This is a genomic window from Rhodococcus sp. MS16 (assembly GCF_013277795.1).
Lineage (GTDB): Bacteria > Actinomycetota > Actinomycetes > Mycobacteriales > Mycobacteriaceae > Rhodococcus_F > Rhodococcus_F globerula.
On sequence record NZ_VBTM01000001.1, the window covers coordinates 404,051 to 429,702 of the forward strand.

24 protein-coding genes are annotated in these 25,652 nt (G+C 60.4%); 11 read left to right on the forward strand and 13 right to left on the reverse strand.

All coding sequences use genetic code 11. From position 1 onward, the window contains the following. The first annotated feature begins 23 nt into the window (after positions 1 to 23). Positions 24 to 2,438, forward strand: coding sequence for a RelA/SpoT family protein (locus FEZ60_RS01910; protein WP_033234665.1), 2,415 nt, complete (start codon positions 24 to 26; stop codon positions 2,436 to 2,438). Between the two features lie 52 nt (positions 2,439 to 2,490). On the opposite strand, the gene FEZ60_RS01915 is transcribed toward FEZ60_RS01910, so the two are convergent. From FEZ60_RS01915 to FEZ60_RS01930, 4 genes are all read right to left on the reverse strand, one after another. Then, a complete protein-coding gene (locus tag FEZ60_RS01915; protein ID WP_172935419.1) occupies positions 2,491 to 3,066 on the reverse strand; it encodes a hypothetical protein in 576 nt (191 codons plus the stop codon). 16 nt (positions 3,067 to 3,082) lie between these two features. Further along, on the reverse strand, positions 3,083 to 3,586 hold the full coding sequence (locus FEZ60_RS01920; protein WP_172935420.1) for a flavodoxin domain-containing protein: 504 nt from the start codon (positions 3,584 to 3,586) through the stop codon (positions 3,083 to 3,085). Positions 3,587 to 3,676: 90 nt separating this feature from the next. Continuing rightward, a complete protein-coding gene (locus FEZ60_RS01925) occupies positions 3,677 to 4,477 on the reverse strand; it encodes a peptidylprolyl isomerase (RefSeq protein WP_045067528.1) in 801 nt (266 codons plus the stop codon). Further along, positions 4,477 to 5,349 (reverse strand): peptidylprolyl isomerase, encoded by an 873-nt coding sequence (locus FEZ60_RS01930; protein ID WP_045067529.1) that lies wholly within the window; start codon positions 5,347 to 5,349, stop codon positions 4,477 to 4,479. The genes FEZ60_RS01925 and FEZ60_RS01930 overlap by 1 nt, the downstream gene beginning before the upstream one ends. 166 nt (positions 5,350 to 5,515) lie before the next feature. Between FEZ60_RS01930 and FEZ60_RS01935 the strand changes: the two genes are divergently transcribed. The 7 genes from FEZ60_RS01935 (at position 5,516) to FEZ60_RS01965 (ending at position 12,826) form a co-directional block, all read left to right on the forward strand. After that, positions 5,516 to 6,196, forward strand: coding sequence for an MBL fold metallo-hydrolase (locus tag FEZ60_RS01935; protein ID WP_045067530.1), 681 nt, complete (start codon positions 5,516 to 5,518; stop codon positions 6,194 to 6,196). A 16-nt stretch (positions 6,197 to 6,212) separates the two neighbouring features. Continuing rightward, a complete protein-coding gene (gene hisS, locus FEZ60_RS01940) occupies positions 6,213 to 7,484 on the forward strand; it encodes a histidine--tRNA ligase (RefSeq protein ID WP_095886170.1) in 1,272 nt (423 codons plus the stop codon). Beyond that, positions 7,474 to 8,103 (forward strand): hypothetical protein, encoded by a 630-nt coding sequence (locus FEZ60_RS01945; RefSeq protein ID WP_045067991.1) that lies wholly within the window; start codon positions 7,474 to 7,476, stop codon positions 8,101 to 8,103. Before hisS ends, FEZ60_RS01945 begins: the two co-directional genes overlap by 11 nt. 53 nt (positions 8,104 to 8,156) lie before the next feature. After that, on the forward strand, positions 8,157 to 9,146 hold the full coding sequence (locus tag FEZ60_RS01950) for a malate dehydrogenase (protein ID WP_172935421.1): 990 nt from the start codon (positions 8,157 to 8,159) through the stop codon (positions 9,144 to 9,146). A gap of 230 nt (positions 9,147 to 9,376) precedes the next feature. Beyond that, on the forward strand, positions 9,377 to 10,081 hold the full coding sequence (locus tag FEZ60_RS01955) for a TetR/AcrR family transcriptional regulator C-terminal domain-containing protein (RefSeq protein ID WP_172935422.1): 705 nt from the start codon (positions 9,377 to 9,379) through the stop codon (positions 10,079 to 10,081). Between the two features lie 25 nt (positions 10,082 to 10,106). After that, positions 10,107 to 11,273 carry an NAD(P)/FAD-dependent oxidoreductase gene (locus tag FEZ60_RS01960; protein WP_172935423.1) on the forward strand — a complete coding sequence of 389 codons (1,167 nt, stop codon included), beginning with the start codon at positions 10,107 to 10,109 and terminating at the stop codon, positions 11,271 to 11,273. Between the two features lie 182 nt (positions 11,274 to 11,455). Then, positions 11,456 to 12,826 (forward strand): HNH endonuclease signature motif containing protein, encoded by a 1,371-nt coding sequence (locus tag FEZ60_RS01965; RefSeq protein WP_172935424.1) that lies wholly within the window; start codon positions 11,456 to 11,458, stop codon positions 12,824 to 12,826. An 88-nt stretch (positions 12,827 to 12,914) separates the two neighbouring features. Here FEZ60_RS01965 and FEZ60_RS01970 read toward each other — a convergent pair whose 3' ends face one another. The 3 genes from FEZ60_RS01970 to FEZ60_RS01980 form a co-directional block, all read right to left on the reverse strand. After that, positions 12,915 to 14,378, reverse strand: coding sequence for an amino acid permease (locus FEZ60_RS01970; protein WP_346343317.1), 1,464 nt, complete (start codon positions 14,376 to 14,378; stop codon positions 12,915 to 12,917). 173 nt (positions 14,379 to 14,551) lie between these two features. Continuing rightward, entirely contained in the window at positions 14,552 to 15,565 is a 1,014-nt protein-coding gene (locus tag FEZ60_RS01975) for a HEAT repeat domain-containing protein (protein ID WP_172935425.1), read from the reverse strand. A gap of 15 nt (positions 15,566 to 15,580) precedes the next feature. After that, entirely contained in the window at positions 15,581 to 16,246 is a 666-nt protein-coding gene (locus tag FEZ60_RS01980; protein ID WP_172935426.1) for a HEAT repeat domain-containing protein, read from the reverse strand. A 313-nt stretch (positions 16,247 to 16,559) separates the two neighbouring features. Between FEZ60_RS01980 and FEZ60_RS32820 the strand changes: the two genes are divergently transcribed. Both FEZ60_RS32820 and FEZ60_RS01985 read left to right on the forward strand, forming a co-directional pair. Further along, a complete protein-coding gene (locus tag FEZ60_RS32820) occupies positions 16,560 to 16,688 on the forward strand; it encodes a hypothetical protein (RefSeq protein ID WP_255285222.1) in 129 nt (42 codons plus the stop codon). A 680-nt stretch (positions 16,689 to 17,368) separates the two neighbouring features. Then, positions 17,369 to 17,680, forward strand: a complete 312-nt coding sequence (locus FEZ60_RS01985) for a MerR family transcriptional regulator (RefSeq protein WP_033234653.1) — start codon at positions 17,369 to 17,371, stop codon at positions 17,678 to 17,680. A gap of 328 nt (positions 17,681 to 18,008) precedes the next feature. Here the strand turns inward: FEZ60_RS01985 and FEZ60_RS01990 are convergent, their stop codons facing one another. The 5 genes from FEZ60_RS01990 to FEZ60_RS02010 all read right to left on the reverse strand — a co-directional run bounded on the left by FEZ60_RS01990 (position 18,009) and on the right by FEZ60_RS02010 (position 23,129). Continuing rightward, entirely contained in the window at positions 18,009 to 19,196 is a 1,188-nt protein-coding gene (locus FEZ60_RS01990) for an alcohol dehydrogenase catalytic domain-containing protein (protein ID WP_172935427.1), read from the reverse strand. A gap of 263 nt (positions 19,197 to 19,459) precedes the next feature. Further along, positions 19,460 to 21,595, reverse strand: coding sequence for a catalase (locus tag FEZ60_RS01995; RefSeq protein WP_172935621.1), 2,136 nt, complete (start codon positions 21,593 to 21,595; stop codon positions 19,460 to 19,462). A gap of 362 nt (positions 21,596 to 21,957) precedes the next feature. Beyond that, the gene (locus FEZ60_RS02000) at positions 21,958 to 22,140 is read right to left on the reverse strand and encodes a hypothetical protein (RefSeq protein ID WP_172935281.1); all 183 of its coding nucleotides are present in this window, start codon (positions 22,138 to 22,140) and stop codon (positions 21,958 to 21,960) included. A 138-nt stretch (positions 22,141 to 22,278) separates the two neighbouring features. Continuing rightward, positions 22,279 to 22,548, reverse strand: a complete 270-nt coding sequence (locus tag FEZ60_RS02005; RefSeq protein ID WP_033236141.1) for a DUF4235 domain-containing protein — start codon at positions 22,546 to 22,548, stop codon at positions 22,279 to 22,281. Between the two features lie 437 nt (positions 22,549 to 22,985). Continuing rightward, positions 22,986 to 23,129, reverse strand: coding sequence for a hypothetical protein (locus FEZ60_RS02010; protein ID WP_172935428.1), 144 nt, complete (start codon positions 23,127 to 23,129; stop codon positions 22,986 to 22,988). 969 nt (positions 23,130 to 24,098) lie between these two features. Here FEZ60_RS02010 and FEZ60_RS02015 point away from each other — a divergent pair. Then, positions 24,099 to 24,833 carry a GAF and ANTAR domain-containing protein gene (locus FEZ60_RS02015; RefSeq protein ID WP_172935429.1) on the forward strand — a complete coding sequence of 245 codons (735 nt, stop codon included), beginning with the start codon at positions 24,099 to 24,101 and terminating at the stop codon, positions 24,831 to 24,833. Positions 24,834 to 25,176: 343 nt separating this feature from the next. On the opposite strand, the gene FEZ60_RS02020 is transcribed toward FEZ60_RS02015, so the two are convergent. Then, entirely contained in the window at positions 25,177 to 25,467 is a 291-nt protein-coding gene (locus FEZ60_RS02020) for a MerR family transcriptional regulator (RefSeq protein WP_033236145.1), read from the reverse strand. Positions 25,468 to 25,652 lie beyond the last annotated feature (185 nt).

Consider the following 25,652-nt stretch of genomic DNA (forward strand, 5'->3'; position numbering starts at 1 on the left):
ACTCGGTGGTAGGAGGTGGCGACATGACGTCGAATCTTGATCGATCACAGAACTCGGGTGCAGTGTCGCAGGAATCGGGTACCAACCCGGCTCCGGATACGACACCATCGAAGTCAGGTGCTCCGGACGACAGTTCCGCTTCGTCGCAAACAGCAGGCAATCGGATCGGTCAGAGTGCAGCCGTACCGGCGTCGGCGTCTCGCCGCGTTCGCGCTCGCCTTGCTCGGCGCATCACGGGGCAGCGTAATGCCACTATCCGCCCGGTTCTCGAGCCGCTGGTCAGTTTGCATCGTGAGCTGTACCCGAAGGCCGATCTGGCGCTTCTCCAGCGCGCGTACGACGTCGCGGAGGAACGACACTCCAGTCAGCGTCGTAAGTCCGGCGATCCCTACATCACGCACCCGCTGGCTGTCGCGAGCATCCTCGCCGAGTTGGGGATGGACACCACCACACTGGTGGCCGCATTGCTTCACGACACCGTTGAGGACACCGGTTACTCGCTCGAAGAATTGACGCGCGATTTCGGCGACGAAGTTGCGCACTTGGTCGACGGCGTCACCAAACTCGACAAGGTGGTCCTGGGCACCGCCGCCGAGGGCGAGACCATCCGCAAGATGATCATCGCGATGGCGCGTGATCCTCGGGTGCTGGTCATCAAGGTTGCCGACCGCCTGCACAACATGCGGACCATGCGCTTCCTGCCGCCGGAGAAGCAGGCACGCAAGGCTCGCGAAACTCTCGAAGTTATTGCACCCCTTGCTCATCGGCTTGGAATGGCGACAGTCAAGTGGGAACTCGAAGACTTGTCGTTCGCGATCCTGCACCCCAAGAAGTACGACGAGATCGTGCGTCTGGTTGCCGATCGCGCGCCGTCGCGGGACACCTACCTGGCGAAGGTGCGGGCCGAGATCAACTCCACTCTGTCCGCGTCGCGGATCAATGCGGTGGTTGAAGGACGGCCAAAGCACTACTGGTCGATCTATCAGAAGATGATCGTTAAGGGCCGCGACTTCGACGACATCCATGACCTGGTCGGCGTCCGCATTCTGTGTGACGAGGTCCGTGACTGTTACGCGGCAGTCGGTGTTGTGCATTCACTGTGGCAGCCGATGGCGGGGCGGTTCAAGGACTACATCGCACAGCCGCGGTACGGCGTGTATCAGTCGCTGCACACCACGGTCGTGGGTCCGGAGGGCAAGCCCCTCGAGGTCCAGATCCGTACGCAGGACATGCACCGGACGGCTGAGTTCGGTATCGCCGCGCACTGGCGGTACAAGGAGACCAAGGGCAAGCACGCCGGCGACATCGCCGAGGTCGACGACATGGCGTGGATGCGCCAGCTACTCGACTGGCAGCGTGAAGCGGCCGACCCGGGGGAGTTCCTCGAGTCGCTGCGCTACGACCTTGCCGTCAAGGAGATCTTCGTCTTCACCCCCAAGGGTGACGTGGTGACCTTGCCTGCAGGTTCGACGCCGGTCGACTTTGCGTACGCCGTGCACACCGAGGTGGGCCACCGCTGTATCGGTGCCCGCGTCAATGGACGTCTGGTCGCCCTCGAGCGCAAGCTCGACAACGGCGAGGTGGTGGAAGTCTTCACGTCGAAGGCGGCCACCGCAGGCCCCAGCCGTGACTGGCAGTCGTTTGTCGTCTCCCCGCGGGCCAAGGCAAAGATTCGTCAGTGGTTCGCGAAGGAACGACGCGAGGAAGCTCTCGAATCCGGTAAGGATCAAATCGCCAAGGAAGTACGACGCGTCGGACTTCCGTTGCAGCGCTTGATGAATGCCGAGTCGATGAGCACGATCGCGAACGAGCTTCGGTACCCGGACGTCTCGGCGTTGTACACGGCGGTCGGTGAGAGTCAGGTCAGTGCGCACCACGTCGTACAGCGTCTGGTGGCTCATCTCGGCGGCGTCGGCGCAGTCGAGGAGGAACTGGCCGAACGGTCGACACCGTCGAACATGCCGGTGCGTACTCGCAGTACCGGCGACTCCGGCATCCTGGTTCCCGGTGCTCCGGGCACGGTGGCAAAGCTTGCCAAGTGCTGCACACCGGTGCCTGGCGATTCCATTCTGGGCTTCGTCACGCGCGGCGGCGCGGTCAGTGTTCACCGCACGGATTGCACCAACGCCAATTCGCTGCACGACCAGTCCGAACGGATCATCGACGTCGAGTGGGCACCGTCCGCGTCGTCGGTGTTCCTGGTCGCGATCCAGATCGAGGCGCTCGATCGTCACCGCTTGCTTTCCGATGTGACCAAGGCGTTGGCAGACGAGAAGGTGAACATCTTGTCTGCGTCGGTCAACACGTCCGGTGATCGAGTTGCCATCAGCAAGTTCACCTTCGAGATGGGTGACCCGAAGCATCTCGGCCACGTTCTCAACGTGGTCCGCAATGTGGAAGGCGTGTACGACGTGTATCGAGTGACGTCAGCGTCGTAGTTCTCTCACACCGACTGGCGCCGAGCAGATTCCCTGTTCCGGCGCCAGTCGCTTACGTGCGCCTGGAAGGTCTTGCCGCTGCAGCGATTCCGGCGTGCCAGCCGGGAGCCCGCCCGCCGCGCGGTGGCTCGATTCCGGAAAGGTCGACGCCGCATCGGGTCAAGACCCAGGCCACAACGGAATTCGAGTTCCACATGTCACCTACGCCGACGGCATCCCGTCCCCAGACGAAGGTGGGAACCGTTCGAATCTCGTCGAGGATCTGCTCGGCAACTGCCGAATCCGCCGATAGACGCAGCGGACTCTCGACGGCTTCCTCGATATCGTCGACCGGTCCGTTCCGCCAACAGTGCACTTCGTACCGGAAGTACTTCGATCTACCGGCCCAGTGCGCGCCGACCGGACCTTCCGCGACAACACCGCGATCGGGTTCCTTGTGCTGCCACACCGGAGTCATCTCGATCGAATAGACGTTGGGCGGCACTGTGATTCGCAGCGCGCAATGGTAAAGTGGCACCGGTGTTCGATGAGCGAACCAGGCGCTCAACCGTTCGTAGACAATGCCGTTGAAGCGCACCACATGTCCGCCAGCGCCGAGCGGAAGCCAGTACAGATCTACGGCGGTCACGTGAGTCCTTCGACCTTCACCGATCCGGGTGGGCGGCGAGGGTCGAGCAGATGCTGTCGGCCCAAGCGGCGATGTCGTCCGGCGATCGGAAATCGCCCTCGGTCGCTTTTGCCGCTCTGGTCGCAATGCGCTCGGTGAACGAGAGCACCGACGGATCGAGTTTGCCGCCGAACATGTGGTGCTCAACAGCCCACGGTGTGTTGATCCACTTGAGATTGTCGGCATTGTCACCAGGGGTGATGGGTCCGCTCGAGAACAACCACACCGGGCGCTTCTGCAGGGCATCGAGATCGCGGTCCACCAGACGGGTCGCGTCCTTGAGCCATTTCCCGAGGTAGATCGCGCTGCCGAGAACGACTGCGTCATAGCCGTCGACCGAGTGGACGTCGTGGGCTTTCTTGACATCGACCTGAGGCTCGATATTCCGTGCCCGTAACCCTGAAGTAATCGCGCGGCCTAACTGCTCACCGATTTCGGCAGTCGATCCGTGCTTACTCGCTGTTGCGATCAGAATCCTCATGCAGTGATGATCCCGCTTTGTCGGTCATACAAAACGGAAAAGGGCGATACGAGAGGAATCTCTCGTATCGCCCCTTTTTGTGCTGTCAGATCAGGCGACTACTGCTGTTTCGATGGTGATCGGGGTGTTCGGGGCACCGCCGCCGGTGGCTCCCATGCTTCCGTCGTCACCGTCGGCGGCGATCTTCTCGATGGTTGCAAGACCGGCCTCGTCGATGGTCCCGAAAACGGTGTAGTCGGGCGGGAGGAGTGAATCGTCGTATACGAGGAAGAACTGGCTACCGTTGCTGTCCGGCTGTGATGAATGAGCCATGGCCAGAGTGCCGCGCGGGTAGACGACCGGCAACGACAGCGCCGGATCGTTCTCGGCGTACACGGTGGTCGGGTACTCGTTGGCAAAGCCGAATCCCGGTCCGCCCGTGCCCTGGCCCGAAGGATCTCCGCACTGGAGGATCTGCAGGCCCGGGCTGGTGACGAGGCGATGGCACGGGGTGTCGTCGAAGTACTTCTGCTCGACCAGGCTGACCATGCTGTTGACGGTGCACGGGGCGGCGGTGCGGTTGAGTTCCATACCGATCGGTCCGGCGGTGGTGGTCAACTGGACGTTTACGGTGCCCTCGGCGGGGACGCCGGTGGAAGTCGGCGTGTCAACCGTCTTGGCTGCACCCGCCGCCGGGGCATAGGTGCAGTCGACCGTGGCACCAGCAGGCGCCGGAACGGCGGGCAACTGCTCGAACTGCGACATGTCCAGGGGCGCTGACTTCGTGGTCGACTTCGCGCTCGCCTGAGTGCTCGACGACGCCGAATCGGTCGTGGAGTCGTTACTGGAACATCCGGCGAGAACGAGGGCGGTGGCGCCGACGGCCGCGATCAGAAGGGACGTGCGTTTCATCAGTCGATCCTTACAGTCTTGATATCGGTGGTGAGGTTCGGCGTGCCGTCGCCCTCGGGTGTGCTGCCACCCGCTGCGATCTTGTCGAGCGTCGCAAGCCCGGTCTCGTCGATCGTGCCGAATACGGTGTAGTCAGGCGGGAGCTGTGAATCGCCGTAGACGAGGAAGAACTGGCTGCCGTTTGTGCCGGCTCCGGCGTTGGCCATCGCGATCGTTCCGCGGCTGTACGTCACCGGCATCTGAGCGGCCGGGTCTGCGGCGTCGAACGCAGTGGTCGGGTACTCGTTGTCGAAGCGGTAACCGGGTCCGCCGCTACCGGTGCCCGACGGATCGCCGCATTGCAAAACCTGCAATGAGGGGCTCGTCGTCAGGCGATGGCATGTCGTGGCGTCGAAGTAGTTCTGACCCGCGAGGCTCACAAAGTTGTTGACCGTGCACGGCGACTTCGTTCCGTCGAGGACGAGGCCGATATTTCCCTGCGACGTTTCCATGCTGATGCTCGGCGTCGCGTCCGGCGCCGTAGTGGGGATGCCGTCCGCGCGCGGCGGGTTGTTCGGCTTGGATGCCGGCGCAGCGTCAGTCGGGTAAGCGCACGAGACGGTCTCTGCCAAGGGCGTGAGCAAACCGGCAGGCATGGCGCCGGCCGTCTGCTCAGACGTCGATGTGGCGTCGTCAGCGGTGTTCTCGGTGCTGCTGTCGTCACCTCGGGTGAGCAGGACGATCCCGGCGACGACGGCAACAGCCACGACGACACCAGCAGCCGTGTAGACGATTGTCATTTGCTTGCGCTTGCGCGCCCGCTCGGCGCGGCGTTCGAGCTGGCGCTCGAGCTTGCGTTTTGCCGCCTGGCGGCGCTGCTCGTTACTCGGCACTGCTGGAGTCCTCCATATTCACGGGTGGAACTGCGTCTGGTCGGTATAACTTCAGTTGTCGGAAAGTCTCCCACTGCAACCTGAGAACTTACTGGCGGGGCAGCAGCTTTAGGCTGTACGTGACACCGTGTTGCCTGATTCGCCCTTCGAAGAGGAGTTACCTCAAGTGCTCGTGACTGGTTTTCCGGCCGGGATGTTCCAGACCAACTGCTACATACTCGCTCAGGACGATGCCTGCGAGTGTGTGGTGATCGATCCGGGTCAGGACGCTGCTGAGCCGCTGTTCGAGTTTCTCGACTCCAAGGACATGTCGGTGACGGCCGTGCTGCTGACGCACGGGCATCTCGATCACATGTGGTCTGCGCGTGAGGTCTGCGAGCGGTACTCGGCGCCGGCCTACATTCACCCGGATGATCGCTACATGCTCACCGACCCTGCCCGGGGAATCGGTCCGACGATGAAGGACTTCATCAAGGAAATGTCCTTCGTCGAACCGGACGAGGTCATCGAACTATCCGACGGGGACTCGTTCGAGCTCGCCGGAATGTCCTTTGCGGTCGATCACACGCCGGGCCATACACAGGGCTCTGTTGTCTTCCGCACCCAGGCGGGTACTGCAGAAGGTCCAGTCGATCTGGCTTTCACAGGCGACACCCTGTTCCAGGGCTCGATCGGGCGAAGCGACCTTCCCGGTGGCAACCATGAACAATTGCTCGATTCCGTCGCGAAGAAACTTCTGATTCTCGACGACGCGACAGTCATCCTTCCCGGGCACGGCGACAACAGTTCGATCGGCGCCGAAAGAAGCTCCAATCCGTTTCTCGTTGGACTCAGCGGACAGAAATAAGGAAAAGTAACCACTCGTGAGTAAAGCCAGCACCTTCTCTGCACCCAAGGGCGTCCCGGATTACGTTCCGCCGCAATCCGCCGAATTTGTCGCCGTCCGTGACGGATTGACGCGCGCCGCACGTCTGGCCGGATACGGCCACATCGAATTGCCGATCTTCGAGGACACCGCACTGTTCGCCCGCGGCGTTGGCGAGTCGACCGACGTCGTCAGCAAAGAGATGTACACGTTCGCCGATCGCGGCGATCGTTCCGTGACTCTGCGCCCCGAGGGCACGGCCGGAGTCATGCGCGCCGTGATCGAGCACAACCTCGACCGTGGCACGCTTCCCGTCAAGGTCAGCTACGCGGGCCCGTTCTTCCGCTACGAGCGTCCGCAGGCGGGTCGGTACCGTCAGCTGCAGCAGGTGGGCGTCGAGGCCATCGGTATCGACGATCCGGCGCTCGACGCCGAGGTCATCGCCATTGCCGACGCCGGGTTCCGTTCGTTGGGACTCGACGGCTTCCGTCTCGAGATCACCTCGCTCGGCGACGACACCTGCCGTCCGCAGTACCGTGAACTGCTGCAGAAGTTCCTCTTTGCGCTGCCTCTCGACGAAGAGACCCGTCGCCGCGCCGAGATCAATCCGCTGCGCGTCCTCGATGACAAGCGCCCCGATGTCCGGGCAATGACGGCAGATGCGCCGCTCATGCTCGATCACTTGTCGGACAGCTGCAAGGCGCACTTCGACGAGGTCCTGAGCCACCTCGACGCGTTGGGCGTTCCGTACGTCGTCAATCCGCGCATGGTCCGTGGCCTCGACTACTACACGAAGACGACGTTCGAGTTCGTCCACGACGGTCTGGGCGCGCAGTCCGGTATCGGCGGCGGCGGTCGATACGACGGTCTGATGGAGCAGTTGGGTGGACAGCCGTTGTCCGGCATCGGTTTTGGTATCGGTGTCGACCGCACGGTGCTGGCACTCGAAGCTGAGGGCAAGTCCGTCGCTCCGCCGGCGCGCGTCGATGTGTTCGGCGTGCCGATGGGATCCGAAGCGAAGGGTAAGTTGGTTGCCATTGCACATCAGTTGCGTGGCAATGGCATTCGTGTCGATCTGGCCTACGGAAACCGTGGCGTCAAGGGGTCGATGAAGGCTGCCGACAAGTCCGGTGCGGCCTTTGCGCTTGTCCTGGGTGAGCGTGAACTCGAAGAAGGTGTTGTTGTCCTCAAGCACCTCGCGACGGGTGAGCAGGAGTCGGTTGCGCTCGATGAAATCGTCGACAGGCTCGGGACTCTCGTTGTCTCGTGACGTAGAACCGGTTTCGCTTGATCTTGTCCCGATCGCGCTGATTGCGCCGAGACTCAAGCGGATTGCCGTCGCGGTGATTGTGCTCGGTGTTGTGGTCGGCCTTGTCGTGAGCGTCTTTGCCTCGACGACGGTGGCGCTGCTGGTCGGCTTCATCATCGCCGTTCCGACGTCGCTTGCGATCTTGATGACCTTGCGTCGACACATCACGTTGTACGGCAAGAAGATTCGGGCGCAGGCGGGTTTCCGCACCGGTGAGGTCGACGCGGCGGAGGTGGTCACCGCCGAGCTCATGGTGCGCACGGGGCGGATCAGCGAAGTCAGTATGAAGTTGACCGACGCGCGATCCAGCGTGCGAATTCCCCTTGCTCTCTACACCGCAGGGGGAGGGCGCGAGCTGGAAATCCTTGCGCTCCGCAAGCTGGCCGACGCCTTGGCATCGAGCGAGTTGGTGCCGGCAGCAGCCTTGTCGTCGGTACTGATCGAGCAACTGCGCGCGGAAGCGCGCGGTGCCGGTTTGGCGGAGCGGCCACTGTACCGGGCAGTGGAGCTGGTGAGCGCAACGGGAAGAGTGCCGAGAACCACACTCACGGACCACGAAGTGGCGGGTTTGCTGGACTAGCGTGGAAGTCGTTCGCAGAAGTGAAAGCAGAACGGCAAGTGGAGGAGTCGGCAATGAGTGTTTCGCCAGTAACCGTCACGGTGACCGGAGCGTCGGGTCAGATCGCCTACGGATTACTTTTCCGGATCGCTGCAGGTGACATGCTCGGACCCGATGTTCCGGTTCGCTTGCGACTGCTCGAAATTCCTTCTGCCGTGTCCTCTGCCGAGGGGGTGGCGATGGAACTCGAAGACGGCGCATTCCCGTTGCTGGACTCCATCGACATCACCGACAATCCCGACGTTGCGTTCTCCGGCGCAAACGTCGGGATGTTGGTGGGCGCTCGACCGCGCAGCAAGGGCATGGAGCGCGCCGATCTGCTCAGTGCCAACGGCGCGATCTTCACTGCACACGGCAAAGCGATCAACAACAATGCGGCCTCCGACGTGAAGCTGCTGGTGGTGGGCAACCCCGCCAACACCAATGCGCTGATCGCGATGAACAACGCTCCCGATGTTCCGAACGTACGCTTCACAGCTTTGACCAGGCTCGATCACAATCGCGCCATTGCGCAGGTGGTCAAGAAGACCGGTGCGGCGGCAGCGTCGGTTGTTAGGTTATCGATCTGGGGTAATCACTCCGCGAGCCAGTACCCGGACCTGTCTCACGCGACGGTCGCGGGCAAGCCGGCGCTCGACGTGATCAATGACCGCGAGTGGGTGGAGAACGATTTCATCCCGACGGTCCAGGTGCGGGGCACGGCGATTATCGCGGCTCGTGGATCGTCGTCAGCGGCGAGTGCGGCAAGTGCGTCGATCGATCACGTCCGCGACTGGGTCGGCGGAACGGCCGAGGGGGACTGGGTGTCGATGGCGGTTCCGTCGGATGGTTCGTACGGCGTTCCCGAGGGCTTGATCTCGTCGTTCCCCGTCACGTGTGCCGGTGGCGAGTACAGCATCGTTCAGGGGCTGTCGATCGACGAATTCTCGCGCGCTCGCATCGATATTTCGGTGAACGAGCTGGAACAAGAACGAAACGCGGTGCGCGAACTCGGGTTTGCCTGAACCGGACTCGGGCCCAAATTTGCGGAGCCGTTTGCTGTCGCAGCGCTCGGTGTGGTTCCGCCGCCCCGCGCACTGATTGTGCCCCCGCGCGCCTGATCAATGCTGCGGGGGCTCATTTGTGCTGCGGGAGTGAACTGGTTCGTCCTGCGTGGTGGAGAAACTGCCACGCTTTCCAAAAAAGAGATATGACGAACATGTTCGTAACGAACATGTTCGTGTAGAGTTTCGGTATGTCAACTCCCAACCGCAGTCGCCGTGAACGGCCGGCAAAACCCGCGCTTTCTCGCGAGGGGATCATCGCCGCAACTATCGAGATCGTGCGCGCCGAGGGGCTCGAGAAGGCAACCATGCGTCGTGTCGCGCAAGCGCTCGACACAGGTCCTTCCGCGTTGTATGTCTATGTCGCGAACACTGCCGAACTGCATGGCGGGGTCCTCGACGAACTCGTTCGAACGCTGGAAGTGGCACCGGACGGAGACTGGCAAGATCGGCTGGTGACGCTACTGCGCGACTACGCGGACGTTCTGTTCGCATTTCCTGGTTTGGCGAGATCGGCACTCGTGCTTCGTCCGTCTGGCCCGAATTCGCTCCGGATATTCGATCGGGTGCTCGGGCTGTTGATCGACGGCGGGGCTGATCCTGCGCGTGCGGCCTGGGGTGCTGATCTTCTTCTCCAGAATGCCACCGCGGCCGCCGCCGAGCACAGCACTCCCAGTCCGAGCGACATCGACGCATCCGTTGATGACGAGGCCGCGTGGGAAGGCCTTGTGCGCGCGGTTCGAACTGCCGACCCCAAGGAACTTCCCAGCATCGCCGAGCACGCCGATGCGATTCTCGCCGGCGCGCCCACCGAGCGCATGACGTGGTCGATACGAGCGCTCATTGCCGGTATCGCGGCCACTCCGACATCGCTCACACACCACGAATTGCCCTGACTGAAACTACTTTTCGAGGAGAACCATGACTACTCACTACCCCATTGCGATCATCGGTGGGGGACTCGGTGGCCTCGTCGCTGCCCGCGTCCTCCATGTTCACGGCATCACGTCGGCTGTGTTCGAACTCGAGCCCAGCCGCAGCGCCCGAGTGCAAGGCGGCATGCTCGATATCCACGACCACAACGGCCAGAAGGCCATACGCGCCGCCGGTTTGTGGGAACCCTTCTGCGCGTTGATTCACCCTGGTGGCGAAGCAATGCGCATACTCGATCACGCCGGAACAATCCTTCGGGAAGAGGCTGATGGCGGCACTCTCTCGCGACCCGAGGTAGACCGCGGCCACCTCCGCGACATGCTCATAGATTCGCTACCCGACGAGGCTATTCATTGGGGTCACAAAGTCACCCGAATCAGTCAGGTCGAGGGCGTTGCCGGTCGCCACGAGGTTTCCTTTGCGGACGGTGGGAGCATCACCACCGACCTCCTCATCGGTGCCGACGGCGCCTGGTCGAAAGTCCGGCCGCTCGTCTCCGACGCCTGGCCGACGTACAGCGGGATCTCCTTCATCGAAGCGGACCTGCTCGACGCCGATGAACGTCACCCCTCGGCGGCTGCGGTCATGGGCGGCGGCATGCTTTTTGCATTCCGCGGAAACATCGGAATCCTGGGCCACCGCGAAAGTGATGGGAGTCTGCACAGCTACTTGGGTGTCCGTGCCGATGAGAACTGGATTGACACTATCGATTTCACTGATGTTCCCGCGGCGACGAGTGCGATTCTCCGATTGCTCGACGGATGGGACAACTCCCTTCGTGACTTGATTGCGCGTGCCGACACCGGCTTGACTCCGCGCCGCATCTTCGCCCTCCCTATAGATCATTCCTGGAAGCGCGTCCCTGGCGTCACGCTCCTTGGTGACGCCGCGCACGTGATGTCCCCATTTGCAGGAGAAGGCGCGAATCTTGCGATGTACGACGGTGCGTTGCTCGCCCTGGCAGTCAGCGAACACTCCGGTGACGTCGAATCTGCGCTCGCTGCCTATGAAGCAGAGCTATTTCCGCGAGCAGCCAAGGCTGCTGCCGAATCTGCCGAGAGCCTCGAAATTCTCTTCAGTGAGAATTCGCCGCAGGGGCTGGTAGACATGTTCGCCGGCTTCGACGAGCAGGATGCTGCGGCGGCGACAACGTGACAGAATCTCGATTGCTTTCGGTCATTTCGGGGTAACGAGCCAAGTCGCAGTAGCAGCCTCCTTGTCGAATATTGCTGTGCATCAATGACTCTCGAGTGAATCTATTTTGGAACCTGTCCGAAATGCCTCTTGAATCGAATGGTTGTTCGAGTATAATTGGGGTCACGGGTGGGGAGGCCTTGATGACTACGGTTTGTGATTCAACTGCAGTGGGGGATGTTGTAGCCGGTTCGGCAGTAGGTGTGCGTGGCAGGTTGTGGCGATTGCGTCCGGCTGAGGTTCGGGACGTTGCAGTCTGTGTATCGGCGGAAATTCTTCGGTTGGAAGCGATTCGGGTTGCCGCAGTGGATGAGTTGGCGCTCAACCCGGACGAGCAGGTGCTGTGTTATCGAGGTGTGGGTCGGTGGTTGGCGGCGAATACGATGCTGCAGAACGCGGCCGGCAACAAGATCGCTGCCCTCGGTGCCGCGCTGCGGGTGTTCCCGGATATTGCTGCGCAGTTCGAGGCCGGTGACCTTTCGCTCGATCATGCGGCGATAATCGTGGCATTCTGCGAATCACCACCAAAAGGTATGCCTGAGAACGCGTTACCGTCCTGCATGGCAACCCTTCTCGCTGCCGCGTCGGGTGTCGAGGCGACCACCATCAAACTGCGGTATGCGATTGCAGTTCTGGAGCGGATATTCGAATCCGACGATGTCCCACCCGGTGAGGACGACGATCTCAATGTCTTGCGGATTTCGCCGACGTTGAACGGTCGGGTCGTGATCAAGGGCGATTTCGATGCGTTGACCGGTGAAATGTTGTTGTCGGCTCTGTCGGGTTTGTCGATGCCGAAACCGGCCGCGGACGGAACCCCGGATCAGCGGTCGGCTGCCAAACGCACCGCGGATGCCTTCACGGAACTGATTCGCCGGTATCTCGACAATGCCATGACCGGTGTTGATGGTGGTCAGCGTCCGCATGTGAATGTGCATATCACCGCGAAAGATCTTGCCGAGCATCGGGAATGCGCGACCATGCGCAGCAATACCGCATCGGATGATGGCGAGTTCTACGGCAGTGCGTTCGATGACGATGAGCCTGATGTCGAGGATCTTGATGTCGGGTACATGCCGTGGATGGGGCCACTGAGTGTGAGCCTGACCCGGATGCTTGCGTGCGATTGCATGCTCTCGACAGTGTTGATGGACGGCGACGGCGCACCGTTGGATGCGACACCGCACAAACGCCTCGTCACACCTGAACAACGCACCGCGTTGATTGCCCGGGACAAAGGCTGCGCCTTCCCCAACTGCGATGCCGTACCCGCTTGGTGCGACGCGCACCATATAAAACCGTGGTCAGTGGGCGGTCTGACGGTGATGGACAACCTCACCCTCCTCTGCCGTAGCCACCACCGGTTGATCCACAGCACCAGCGGGTTCCGCGGCATCTGGGAAATCAAGATGGGCGATGATCACAAACCTTGGTTCATCCCACCAGCTGCGATCGACCCGAAACAACGACGCCGACGCTCCACAACCCGCCAAGGCCCAGTGCATCGAGACTGAAAACGGTTCCACCGGAACTGAATACCGTGTGCAAGCTTCGCATCACCGACAAAGACGATGCGAAGCCCACACGCATGCGCCGGTTCAACTAGATTTCGAAAGCATCCTCGAGTCCAGGCTCGTTGTTCAGTGTCTCGGGTTTCAATTTGAGTAGATAGCAGAAGTACATCGCTCCTACTGTGATCAAGCCGGTCACCACCAATACCGGGGTCAAGGTTCCCGACGCAATCAGTACGAATAAGCTGAACAGAATCCACACGAGCGCGGCAATCGCGATCGGCAACTCGAAGCGGCCGAGGTCGAACGCGCCCGGCTTGTGATCGAGTCGCCTGCGTACGGCCAGATAGAGGACGATCGTCATGCCGTAGAGGAGGAACGGAATGATCGTTGATGCCAGGATCAATTCGAGCAATGCGGCACCTGGTAGTGCGATCATCAAGACGACGCCGATGACAAGAACCAGTATGGTCGCCGGGATCGGTGTCTTGGTACGAGGGTTGACTCGCCGCATCAGTCGGTGCGCAGGGAAGCGTGCATCGCGTGACATCGCAAAAATTATTCGTGACACTCCAGTCATCACGACCAGTCCGGCGGCAAAGAACGCTAATGATATCGCTACCAACAATATTCGCTCCACCACGGGACCAAGTTGATCTCGCATGATCGCGGCAACCGGTGAGCCGCTTTCGGTTATCTGGGGGATGTCGTCGATGGCGACGGTCAGGGCGATCAGGAAGAACATTCCCAGAATCCCGGCTGCCACTACCGATCCGACGATTGCGCGGGGGACACTCCGAAACGGGTCTCTGGCCTCTTCAGCCATGTTCGCTGCGGCGTCGAATCCCTGGAGCGTGGCAAAACCCAGAATCATCGCAGCCATCACCCCGCCGCCGACGGCAAAGTAATCGGGAGCGCCTTCGGTGATACCACGCGATGTGAGGTTGTCGGTTGTGCCGTTTCCCGTCACCACCACAGCAACGATCAGCGCAATGCCGAGCACCACAACAATCGCCAATTCGACACCTACAGCGGCTGAGTTAACCAGTGCGACAATCCGTGTCGAGGCAATGGCGAGCACAGTCTGAATCAGCAGAATGACTACGGTGATTACTCGTGCCGTGTCCTCGTTCGGTTCCATGTTGAGCAGGGGCATGAGGCACTGACTGGCAAGCGCATTGTCGATTGCGCTCACACCGATCGCCAACGCCCAGACTGCCAGCCAGCCGAATACCCAGCCCACTTTGGGGTTCGCCAGCCGCGACGCCCATTGGTAGGAAGACCCGCTGAGCGGAATGCGGGCTGCGAATTGCGCGTAAACCAAGGCCACCAGGATTTGCCCGCATACTGCCACGACCCACAACCAGATTCCGACTGGTCCTGCGTTGGCAAGGACGGAATCGAAGGTTCCGAAGATGCCGATTACCACGGAGATGAACGCAAACGAGATCGCGAACATCTGGAATGAGTTCAGAGTTCGCTTCAGTTCGGGTTCGATGTCGGCGCGTCGTGAGACATTGTCCGCGGTTGGGTCATCTGCCAGCGACTTTGTCACCGTGGTGACCTCGTATCTCTGAAGAGGTGTCTCGAAGACGTTCTTCGCAATCCCACGCTAACGCAGGTGGCGCGCGGGAGCCGGCCGCTTCCCCGGAATAACCTGGATAAACGTGCTTTGGGCCAGGAATATGTTGTGGGGCTTTGTTTTCACCGCATCTCGGCAACTAGCGGTTAACGCTGTCTATGCCTGCGCTCGTGGGTGGATAAAATGGCAGCCGCAGTGGCCGCGATCGTTCGATCGTTGTCCTGGGTCAGCCGGGCGAGAGCTCCGAGTGCCGATGGACCGGGAATCTCCGCAAGCGCCTGAGTAATTCGCAACCGCGTCGGTGCATCGGCGATGCTGTCGAGCGTGGTCTGCATCTGATCGACGATGGTCTCGGGTGATGGCGAGACGTCCGTCAAGATGCCTAGAACTTCGGCAGCCTCGACGTCGAGCTGGCCTGTCAAGACCATTTCGAGGAGGGCAGGGATCGCGTCGACGCTTCCCCGAGCGCCGAGAGCGAGAGCCGCGCGTGAGCGGACGGTGGTGTCGGAATCCTCGAGTGCTTGTCTCAGATGTGTGGTTGCCTCCGAGGTGTGTACGGCTGCAATTGCGGCAACGGCGCGGCGTCGGACGTCGACCTCCTGAGACCGGAGGCCGACGGCGAGATTTGTGACTCCCTGACCGGCGGCCCTGGCCAACGACCACTGGAGCGCGCCGGCGACATTGAGGTCGTCTTCCGTCAATGCAGCCTCGACCAATGCGTCGATGGGCAACGACGCATTGCCCTCCTGATTCAGGATTGCTTGTTGACGGCGGGCAGCAAACTCCGACTCGAGCGCACGCAACAGGGTGACCATTCGTAAAACGTCCTCCCACTCCGACGGTGCCGTAGCGTCGACGCGTTCGAGTTTCGTGAGCAGTTCCTGTTCGGCAGCGATGCGCTGACGCGTGTGTTTGATGAGATCACCCACCAGATCGGCGGGAGCAAAATCGGGCTCGTCCAGGGCGCGTCTGGTTTCGTCCAACGAGAGACCGAGCGTCCTCAGGCTCTCGACATGGAAGAGCCGGCGGATGTCGTCGGCTGAGTACTCGCGGTAGCCGCCGGACGTGCGGCCGGTGGGCTCCACCAGGCCCAAGGCGTCGTAGTGACGCAACATTCGCGTACTGACACCGGACTGCCGCGAGACTTCGCCGATCAACATCTTTACTCCTGTTCTCTACGTGCGCGGCCCGACGATCGCTACACGCTGCGCCAATTCCACTGCGAGGGTGAAGCCACTGTCGGGATCCAAGTAAAGCCGCTTAGTTGCAACTGCATGTGCGCGAGCCTTTGGATCAGGACTCGTCGCAGCCGCGTCGAGGATCGGTAGGACGGAATCTCCGAGACTCACCAGCGCCCGGCTGAGGCTGAGGTGCATGTCCGTGTCGCCTCGTCCGAGTTCAGTGGCCAGATCAGCCGCAAGCGCGGCCTCGTCGCCTGGTCGTACGAGTGCCACAGCCGCCCGCCAGGCGCTGCGCGCGACCTCGTCGTGGTCGTCATGCAGCAGTGCTATCACGGCAGGCCAGGACACAGGGTCCCCGATCTTGGACAGGGTGTGCAGCGCCTGGCTGCGAGCCTGGACGGAGTCGGATTCGAGCTCGCCGGTCAGTCTCGGCACTGTCACTTCGGCGGGGAATCGGCACAATGCCCAGGTAAGCATGTCGCGGACAAAGAAATCCGGTTCAACAGCGCACCGATCGACAAGGGCTTCCATCAAGCCCGGATCACCCCGGGTACCTAGAGCGAGTGCAGCCCGAAGCCGGTCCGACGAATCTGATGCAGCCAGCGCGTCGACGAGATGGGTATTCGACCCACCGTTATTGGTTGTGTTCACGACAACCACCTCCTTCGTCGACCATTTGAGTGCTTGTCACTGTGTCAAGGTCAAGCCCGTTGTCGGTAGTCGTTGATGACCGTGGTGGAAAACCTGTACGACGGTCATCTGGCTCCAGATTCGAGTTGTTCGACGGCCGGCATTCTCGGCGCGAAATGCGTGCAGAGGTCGCGTACGCACTTGAGGCAATGAATGCACCCACGTAGTCCTGCAACGGAGCGATGGAAAACTGCGCGAGCCGGTAGTGATAGTTATCGAAGCGCCGAACAGCCAATCTGCATTGATTGTCTCTCATGTGGTGGACCACAGCAGGAGCGAAGAATTGGTTGCCACGGACCAGGCGGTGCTGGTGGATCTCTTGGCGGACGGAGACGCAGACGAACTCGAGTTCACAATCGTTGGATGCTCTGTTTTTGCCGCGACGGCAATCGAGCACTACAGCGCGGGTTGACTACTGACGCTGATGGCCTCGTGCCTGGCACTCTCAACTTCGCGTGGACATTGGGGGGTATTGTCGCGAGATGGTCGCGCGGTCGCCGGTTCGCGTCGAGCACCTCGTCGACCGACGACATAGACGCTCGGAGTTCCGCTTCGAGGCAGGTTTTGGCTTTGGTCGAGGTTCGAGATGATCCTTGCGTGTCTGCCGCGCCGCTCGGTCAGTTGGGTCGATCGTTTAGTTGGGTGATTGCCGGCAAGGGGTTGCGGAGTCTAGGTTCTGCTGTCTCACTACTGAAAATTTCAGCGGTACTCGACTTGTGAGTTGCCCCGAACTTACAGTTAATCATTAGCTCCGGCCGCGGAATTTGATTTGTGACGGAAATTGAGCGGAGCTTCTGCACTGTCTGAGCGTCCAGGGCGAATCACCGATCAGAGACAGTCTCTTGCAGTGCAAATTGCCCTGATCTGTTGGGAAATGAGAGGTGCGTCCATCAACAATGGCGTGATGTCGGTTACGATTTCTCGATGTTAGTTCTCCCTCTGGTTGCCGAATCTGCTTGCCGAGGTGGATAAGGCGGAAGCGTGGATGATTTGTCTCTCTGGCTGCAAGGAATCTGTATCTGCTGGTCGAGATTCTTTAATGTCGGATGCTAAAATCGGCGTAGTGCCCAGGTATCCGTGAGGAGGTGTGCAGTGGCGTTGGAGTCTCAGTCGCATTCACTGCGCGGTGTTTACGGGATCTCGGTGATGTCGGAGCTATCCGGAGTCGGGCCTCAGACGTTGCGTTTGTACGAGCGGCGGGGATTGTTGACGCCTACTCGCACTGGTGGTGGAACGCGTCGGTACAGCGAGTCAGATTTGGAGACTTTGCGTCGTATTACCGGGTTGGTCGATGACGGGGTCAATTTGGTTGGTGTGCGGTTGATTCTTTCGCTCGAGGCGGAGAATTCGGTGCTTGCGGCGCGGATTGCTCAGTTGAGTGAATCTGCCGACAGCCTTGCTTGATTAAACACGCGATTTGCTGGAAGTCTGCGTCTGCAACGATCTTGTTTCCCTCGGACACAAGGATTTTCGTCGTTATGTCGACCGCGTCCGTGAGCGGTGGTTGTGCGGTTCGGTGAGAAGCTCCGTCGATACGCGGTCGGTGCGGGATTGAGAGAACCGCGGACCGCCCGTGTTCGGGTGAAATTCTGGCGTCGGATGCCGGTGGGGGAGCTTTTGATCGGTTGTGGCCGGAAACGCCCCACCGCGTGAGTCTGCGAGGTGGGGCGTTTCCAGACTGTGCGACCACCTACTGCGTGACATGCGAAGCCGAGCAGGTGCTCGCAGGTTGCTACAGGTGAGGCTTCAGTTGAATCTTGACTGCTCCATCCTGCTTTTTCTGAAAGATCTCGTACGCGTGCGGTGCCTGTTCCAATGGCAGTTGGTGGGTTGCGAAGGTGTCGACTCCGAGGGGGTCGTCGTCCGTCAGGAGCGGAATGATGTCGTTGACCCACTTCTTGACGTTGGCTTGGCCCATTCGCAGTTGAATCTGCTTGTCGAACAAAGTCATCAGAGGAAGTGGGTCGATCTTTCCGCCGTACACGCCGATCACCGAGATCGTTCCGCCGCGTCGGACGATGTCAATTGCCGAATACAACGCGCCTAAACGGTCGAGACCGGCGGTGCGCATCGCCGGTGCGGCAATCGCGTCGGGAAGTAGTCCGATGAATTGCTGCGCCAGCTTCGCGATTGGCGACCCGTGAGCCTCCATGCCGACAGCGTCGATCACGGAATCCGTTCCGCGGCCGTCGGTGAGAGCGCGGACGGCGTCGCCGATCTTGTCGCCGTAGTCGTCGAGGTTGAGTGTTTCAACGCCGCGCTTTTCCAGGCGTTCGAGGCGTTCGGGTACCCGGTCGATGCCGATGACTCGAAACCCTTTGTGTTGAGCAATGCGAGCGGCCATATCTCCGATCGGTCCGAGGCCGAGGATCGTCACGGAACCACCCGGTGGCACTGCGGCGTACTCAACCGATTGCCAGGCCGTCGGCAGCACGTCGGAAAGGTAGACGAAGCGTGAATCGTCAGGTCCTTCAGGTACTTTGATATGAGTGAACTGCGCTTGTGGGACCCGCAAGTACTCAGCTTGTCCGCCTGGTACCGAGCCGTAAAGTTCGGAGAATCCGAACAATGCCGCGCCGGTGCCTTGGTCACGGACCTGCGTCGTTTCGCACTGCGTGTACAAGCTGGAGTTGCACATGAAGCAGTTGCCGCATGAAATTTGGAAGGGGATGACGACACGGTCACCGACTTCGAGATCAGTGATGTCGGATCCGATCTCCTCGACAATCCCGATGGGCTCGTGACCGAGGATGTCCCCCGGGTTCATGAACGCGCCCAAGGTCTCGTACAGGTGTAGGTCGGATCCACAGATGTTTGTGGTGGTGACTTTGATGATGGCGTCGGTGGGTTCGACGATGGTGGGATCGGGAACTGTTTCGACGCTGATCTTCCGCTTACCTTGCCATGTAACTGCGCGCACGTTGATCGACCTCTTCTCGCTGGAATGTTGTCGCCGTTCGCCTGCCCTAAACGACTGAAGTGCAAACAAAATCGGCCGGGCCATCAGTGGCTCGTCACGTGCCCTGGAGTCTCCAGGGCTATGGGTTTACGTGGGGAACCATCCCCATGTACGAAGAAGAACGACAGAGAATGACTCCTCTGCAGTTACAGAACTGATCTTCCTCGGCGGTGCAGCGTGACTGCCGATTTCGGCCGCACCGGGAGCCGCTCACTGACAACTTGTCAGAGTCGGCTCCATACTCGATGCGACTTGAGCAGTGTGACCACTTGTTCAAGTACCGATACGCTGTCCTCGCCGGTCACGACGCCGTCCGCCGCAGTGAGTTCTGCGGTTTCGAGAAGTTCCGTCGCGTCATTCCATGCGCCGATGGCCTTGCCATGGCGGAACATTTCCGAGAGGAGAATGTCCAGGCGCGGGTCCGCCGGTACCCCTGCGAGTAGAAGCGCGTCGAATTCGATCGATCGTGCAGTGTCGAAGGTACGCGAGACGGGGACAACGACCGAGTCCGAGAACAATTCACCGCCGTGGGGGCCGATCACCAATGGCACCATTGCGTCGGCTGCTATAGCTGACACCGCTGCGGTGACTGCGGCGAGATCGGAGTTCTCATCGGCCACGATGCCGATCACCCGGCCGGCAACCGGCCATTGCGCGCCGACCTGCGATAGAGCAGGGCTAGGTGTCGGTGCGTCGTCGAACGGGACGGACGGCTGCGGGGCCGGGAGGCCAAGGCCGGCGGCGACCTTCGCGCACAGGTCGGGATCGATGTTGGCGATCACACCGAGGGCTCGTTCCTTAATCGTTTGTTCGTAGCACTTTCCTAGTTCAAAGGTGTATGCCTGTGCGACATGGTCTTGTTCGATGACAGTGAGACTGCTGTAAAACAGACGCGCCTGCGAGTAATGGTCGTCGAATGTGGCTGGCGCGCCGCGACGTTTCGTACCGGCCTCGAGCGCTACCGGTACTTCGACGAACGCCCCGGACTCTGCGCCGGCCATGAAGGGACAACCCCCGTCCAGTGAGTTCGGCTTGTAGGGGGCGACACCGGAATGTACTGCGCTTTGGTGCATTCCGTCGCGGAACGTGTCGTTGACCGGTGCGTGTGGGCGGTTGATCGGGATCTGACCGAAGTTGGGTCCACCCAGCCGGCTGATCTGGGTGTCCAGGTAAGAGAACAGGCGGGCCTGCAGTAGCGGGTCGTCGGTGACGTCGATACCGGGCACGAGGTGCCCTGGGTGGAAGGCGATCTGTTCGGTTTCGGCGAAGAAATTGGTCGGGTTCGCGTTGAGCGTCATCACCCCGATCGGTTGAACCGGGGCCAGTTCCTCGGGAACGAATTTGGTGGGATCGAGGAGGTCGATGCCCTCGAACATCTGCTCGGGGGTGTCGGGGAAGATTTGGATGCCCAGTTCCCATTCCGGGTACGCACCGGCTTCGATGGCGTCGGCGAGATCGCGGCGGTGGAAGTCGGGATCGAATCCGTTGATCAGTTGTGCTTCTTCCCATACCACCGAGTGCACGCCCAGGCGGGGCTTCCAGTGGAACTTCACGAGCGAGGTTTCTCCGTCGTCGTTGAGAAGTCGGAAGGTGTGAACGCCGAATCCTTCCATCATTCGATACGACCGGGGGATACCGCGGTCGGACATGTTCCAGAGGGTGTGCGCGGTGGCTTCGGTGTGGAGGGAGACGAAATCCCAGAACGTGTCGTGTGCGCTCTGGGCTTGCGGGATCTCGCGGTCGGGATGTGGTTTCGCGGCATGGATGATGTCGGGGAATTTGATTCCGTCTTGGATGAAGAAGACCGGGATGTTGTTGCCGACCAGGTCGAATGTTCCTTCGGCTGTGTAGAACTTGGTGGCGAAGCCGCGGGTGTCTCGGACTGCGTCTGCGGAGCCGCGTGAGCCGAGCACTGTGGAGAAACGGACGAATACGGGGGTTTCGACTCCTCTGCGGAGGAAGCCTGCTTTAGTCACTTTTTCAGCGGCGCCGAAGGCGCGGAACACTCCGTGGGCGCCGGCGCCGCGGGCGTGGACGACGCGCTCGGGGATCCGCTCGTGATCGAAGTGGGTGATCTTTTCCCGTAAGTGGTGGTCCTGGAGCAGAGTTGGGCCGCGTTCTCCGGCTTTGAGAGAGTGGTCTGTGTCGTAAAGGCGGGCGCCCTGTGCGGTGGTCAGATATTCGCCCTGCTGCGAGCGCGCCGACGGTGGTCCTTCGACAGCTGCGGCTGTTGCAGTGCGAAGTTGTGGGGCGCGTTGATCGTCTTTCGGGGGCAACGGAATGCGTGGCTTGACCGGTTCCTCCAGCGGCGGAGTCGCCTGGCCGGGCGCTCCGGAGATCGGAGGGCTCTTTTTAGAGATCTTTTTGGACACGATGACTCCTCGATTCTCTGTCAGAAACTTGTCAGAAATATGTGTCGTGGAGAGAGCGCGGGAGCGCACTTTGCGGTAGGGCTTTTTCCGTTCCCGATGAAGTGTCGGTACGGGGTGAACCTCGACGAATGGATCAATCGCGGAAATTTTGGCTCGCCCGCATTTCACTCCGTCAGCGATGCGTGTTGCTGTTCAGCCCAGTGGTACGGGCCAGTGATGTTTTGTGGATCAGCGAATATCGTTGGAATCCCCGAACGCTGCCTATTTCTGATCATCTCGCACGTCGGGTACGGTGCGGTAGCTTGTCCAAGAAAACCTTCCTGCGGTGCGGGTATCGCCTCTGGTCCGCTCTATCGCGAGTGTGGATCGGTTGCAGGTCCTTGTGTGGTGGCGCCGCCCTCGTCGGACCAGGTTTCGCCGCCGGAAGGATCCGATTGCACGTCCCCCGCTGCGTTTTCGCTGCTGGGATCTGTGTGGACAGTCTTGATGTCGTCGGGTGGACCCTCGCCTGTACGTGCTTGCTTGTCGGTCAAAGTACCTCCGGGGTTCATCTCGGCTCGTCGGCCGAGGGGAATCGACTATCGTTGCTGCCGTCCATGTTTCGCGCCTGGCATTCAGTTATTCGAGATGCGACGATGCTCGACGTGTCTCATGCGCGAAGTGGCTGAAGTTCACATCGGGTCCTCGTGAGTGAGAGCCCGGTAGCTTTTTGCGCCAGCTCGGTCCACTGCTGCTTTCACGACGGCGAAAACTGCTCCCTGGAGCGCCGCCGCGATCAGGACTTCTTTGCTCGATCTGTTGAGATCTTGCGGGTCGGGGGCTTTTTCGTCATGCCCGACGCGCTTCCAGATCTGTTGAAACACCGCTCCAGCGGCGATTCCACCAATCACGCTCGTTGCGAGGGAAAGCGGTTTGTACATTGCTTTGGTTATTGCGCTCATTGTGTGAATTCCTCCATTGATGTCGTTCTGTTAGAAGGAAGCGATCGCTGCGGCGCCGAGCGATGTTCTGCCATGATCGAACCCGGCAATAAGCGTTGCTGCCGTTGGAAGATGCGATGTTCGCGTTGCGTCACGGTTCCGGAGTTCTCCTCACTTATCGCCGGTAGCTATCCGGCTGAACGCCGTACAACGGCGGGTTCAGTCTTGGCGCGCTTTGTCGGCTGACTCTTGGCTGATGAGTAAGTCTTCGGTGAGGTGTGGATGGTTGTATGCGCTCAGCCGTTTCTGCAGCACTGCAGCCACGTTCGCGCCGTCGTCAGTGCTCAGTCCCGGTATCGTGAATCGGACATACGTGTTCCTCTCTTGAGATGTCGAACTGTTCGCGCGAATGTGTGCGTGCAGTTGCGGCATCATCGCCAAAGATCGTCTCTGTCTGTTCAGCCGATGCTTGCGGCCAATTCCTTCGTCACGGGGTCCCCGAACATCGGGGCGATCCGGAACTCGAGCTCCCGGTGTTCACGGTTGAACTTCCGGTGTTTGATCCCGCCGGGCCGAGCGGACTGGATGTCGATCGCTGTCATCGTCCTCCTGAAGCCAAGTGTGCAGTAGCGGCAGTATGTGCAGTTTCAGGCGCTCTAAATCTATACCAGGAGAAGTAGATAATTGGCAAGCCTGGACGGGCGAAACTGGAGGCGAAAACATGGTTTGCATCACCAGTTTTTGGGCCGTTGCCAGATGAAATGCTTGTTTATGTCGCATTTGGGGGGCGAAACCTCCCCTCCCCCTTCCGTGAAATCTGTGTCTTACGGGATAGATTTATTGCTGTCGATTGATGAGCTCCGGGTCGCAGATTGTGCCTGAAACGTCTGCAGTGACATTGGAGCGGTGCTGCTTGATGCCCTGCCGGTCGTGCAGTGCACATCGAGATTGGGGCGAGAAACGTGTTGCGCAATGGATTATCCGACAGTTTCACTGAGTAGTAAGAGTCTGCTGCGGAGCTGGCGGTGGACCCCAATCTCCACGGCGGGTTAGATGTTTCCGGCTCACCGATACAGCCGAACGTTATCTGGTGAAAAACACTCGCAATTGGGAACGTAGTCGCTGCGTAATCGCTTGCGCAGTCATAGGTTCGGCACTGATTGTCGGCGGTAGCCGAATGTCGACGCCACTCGCTGTAGTTGACACATCGACTGTGAGAGGTGAGCGGTGCCAGAGGCCGGGATTCTCCTCTGTGGCGAGTTAGTGCAGTCGGATGTGCGGTCCTTCGGAGTCGATATGGGCGATCGACAAGGCTGCGGGATCCGGCGCGGCCGCTACTGGGTGAGACGCTCGACTGTGCGGTAAGACTCGCGGCGGTTTGTTCTCGGGTGCCCGGCACCGGTGGCATTCGTCGATCGCCATATGTGGCGGGCTCACTATGTGCCGGCAGTTCGTCGGCCCGGATGATGGAGTGGGCTGGGAGTTCGAGTATTCTTCGATCCCGGTCGGGAGTCGGCGCTCCGACCTGCGCGTAGATGATTTTTATGGTGACACTGCGGGTGGAAGGAAGAATGGCAGTGGAGACATCGGAGAAGTCGGTTCTGGATGTTTATGGGCGGATTTCGCAGGTGGCGCGGACGGTGCACGGAACGCTTACCGGTGGTGTTATGTCACCGTCGGAGGTGCTCGAGGAGGTCGCCGAGGCTGCGGTGAAACTGCTCCATGGTGTCGATCATGCGGGGATCACCTTGGTGCGCCGCCATCGTCCTGAGCATTTCGAGTCGGCTGCAGCGACCGGTAGAGTGCCGACGCGGTTCGACGAATTGCAGCACGAGCACGGTGAGGGGCCGTGTTTCGATGCGATTTGGTCTCGTCAGACGGTGCGGATAGTCGACGTGATTTCGGATCCGCGGTGGCCCGCGTTTATGACTGCGGTGCGGGAGCAGACTCCGGTTCGGTCTGTGTTGTCGATCCAGCTCTATACCGATGGCGACGAACTCGGCGCGTTGAACCTGTTCTCGGACAATGTCGGCGGGTTCGACGCCGAAACGGAGGAGCAGGCGATCAATCTGGCTACCCATGCGGCCATTGCGCTTTCGAGTGCACGTCGCGGTGAGCAGTTTCGCAGTGCGCTGGCCTCACGTGATCTGATCGGCCAAGCCAAGGGCATGCTCATGGAACGTTTCGACGTCGATGCCATAGCGGCGTTTCAGATGCTTCGAACGCTCTCGCAGGAGATGAACGTGTCCGTGCTCGAGTTGGCGGAAAGGGTGGTCCTCCGCGAGGTTCCGGTTGGTAACGAGTAACGCCGAATATGGGAAGTGTTTCGCTGGGAAATGTTGTGGCAGAGCAGTTTCGCTGCTCTCTGCCTGATGGATGCGTGGCCGGCGCCCCATCAGGCAGGGAGTGCGCCTAGTTCGGCCCCGTTGGTTCGATTCTTTCAGGCCGAAATCGACGGCGTATCGGATCAACGTCTCGCCGAAGCGACACACCAAAGGCTCGTCGACGCTTTCGATTCTGCCCTCCATCACCTTGAGGCTCTCGGCAACAAGTTGTTGCCGATGTTGACTTCGGGAGTATCAGCAGCCCCGCGACGTCACTCCCAGCTGATGTCGCCGGTCTCGACAATCAAAGCTGAGCGTCGGCTGATTAGTGCATCTGATTGATCCGCGTCGCAAGAGCTGCGTTCTCGGCCTCGAGTGAGAGGATCAATCCGATTCCGACTAAGTTCACTCCGTTGGCGATCAATTCGCTAATGCGACGTAGCGTGGTCAGATCCGCTTCGCTGTAGCGGCGGGTTCCGCCATCGGTGCGCGTCGGGGTCAACAACCCTCTTCGGTCGTAGAGCCTTAAGGTCTGCGGTCCGATGCCGGACAACTCCGACATCACCGAGATCCCGTACACGCCGCGCAGTGAGGGCGGTTGACGTTCGAAAGTCACGGTGAACCTCCTCATCGTAATCGGCTGATCGTAATGGGTTGTCACGCGACCTTAACATCTGTGACCATAAAATCTATATCTATGGGTGTAGATTTGGCCCAGTCGGCACTGGCTGACCTCCAGAGTTTCCTGCATTTCAGCTGTTCAGGGCGCGCATCAGTCTTTTCGGGAAATGTCTCGCCTAA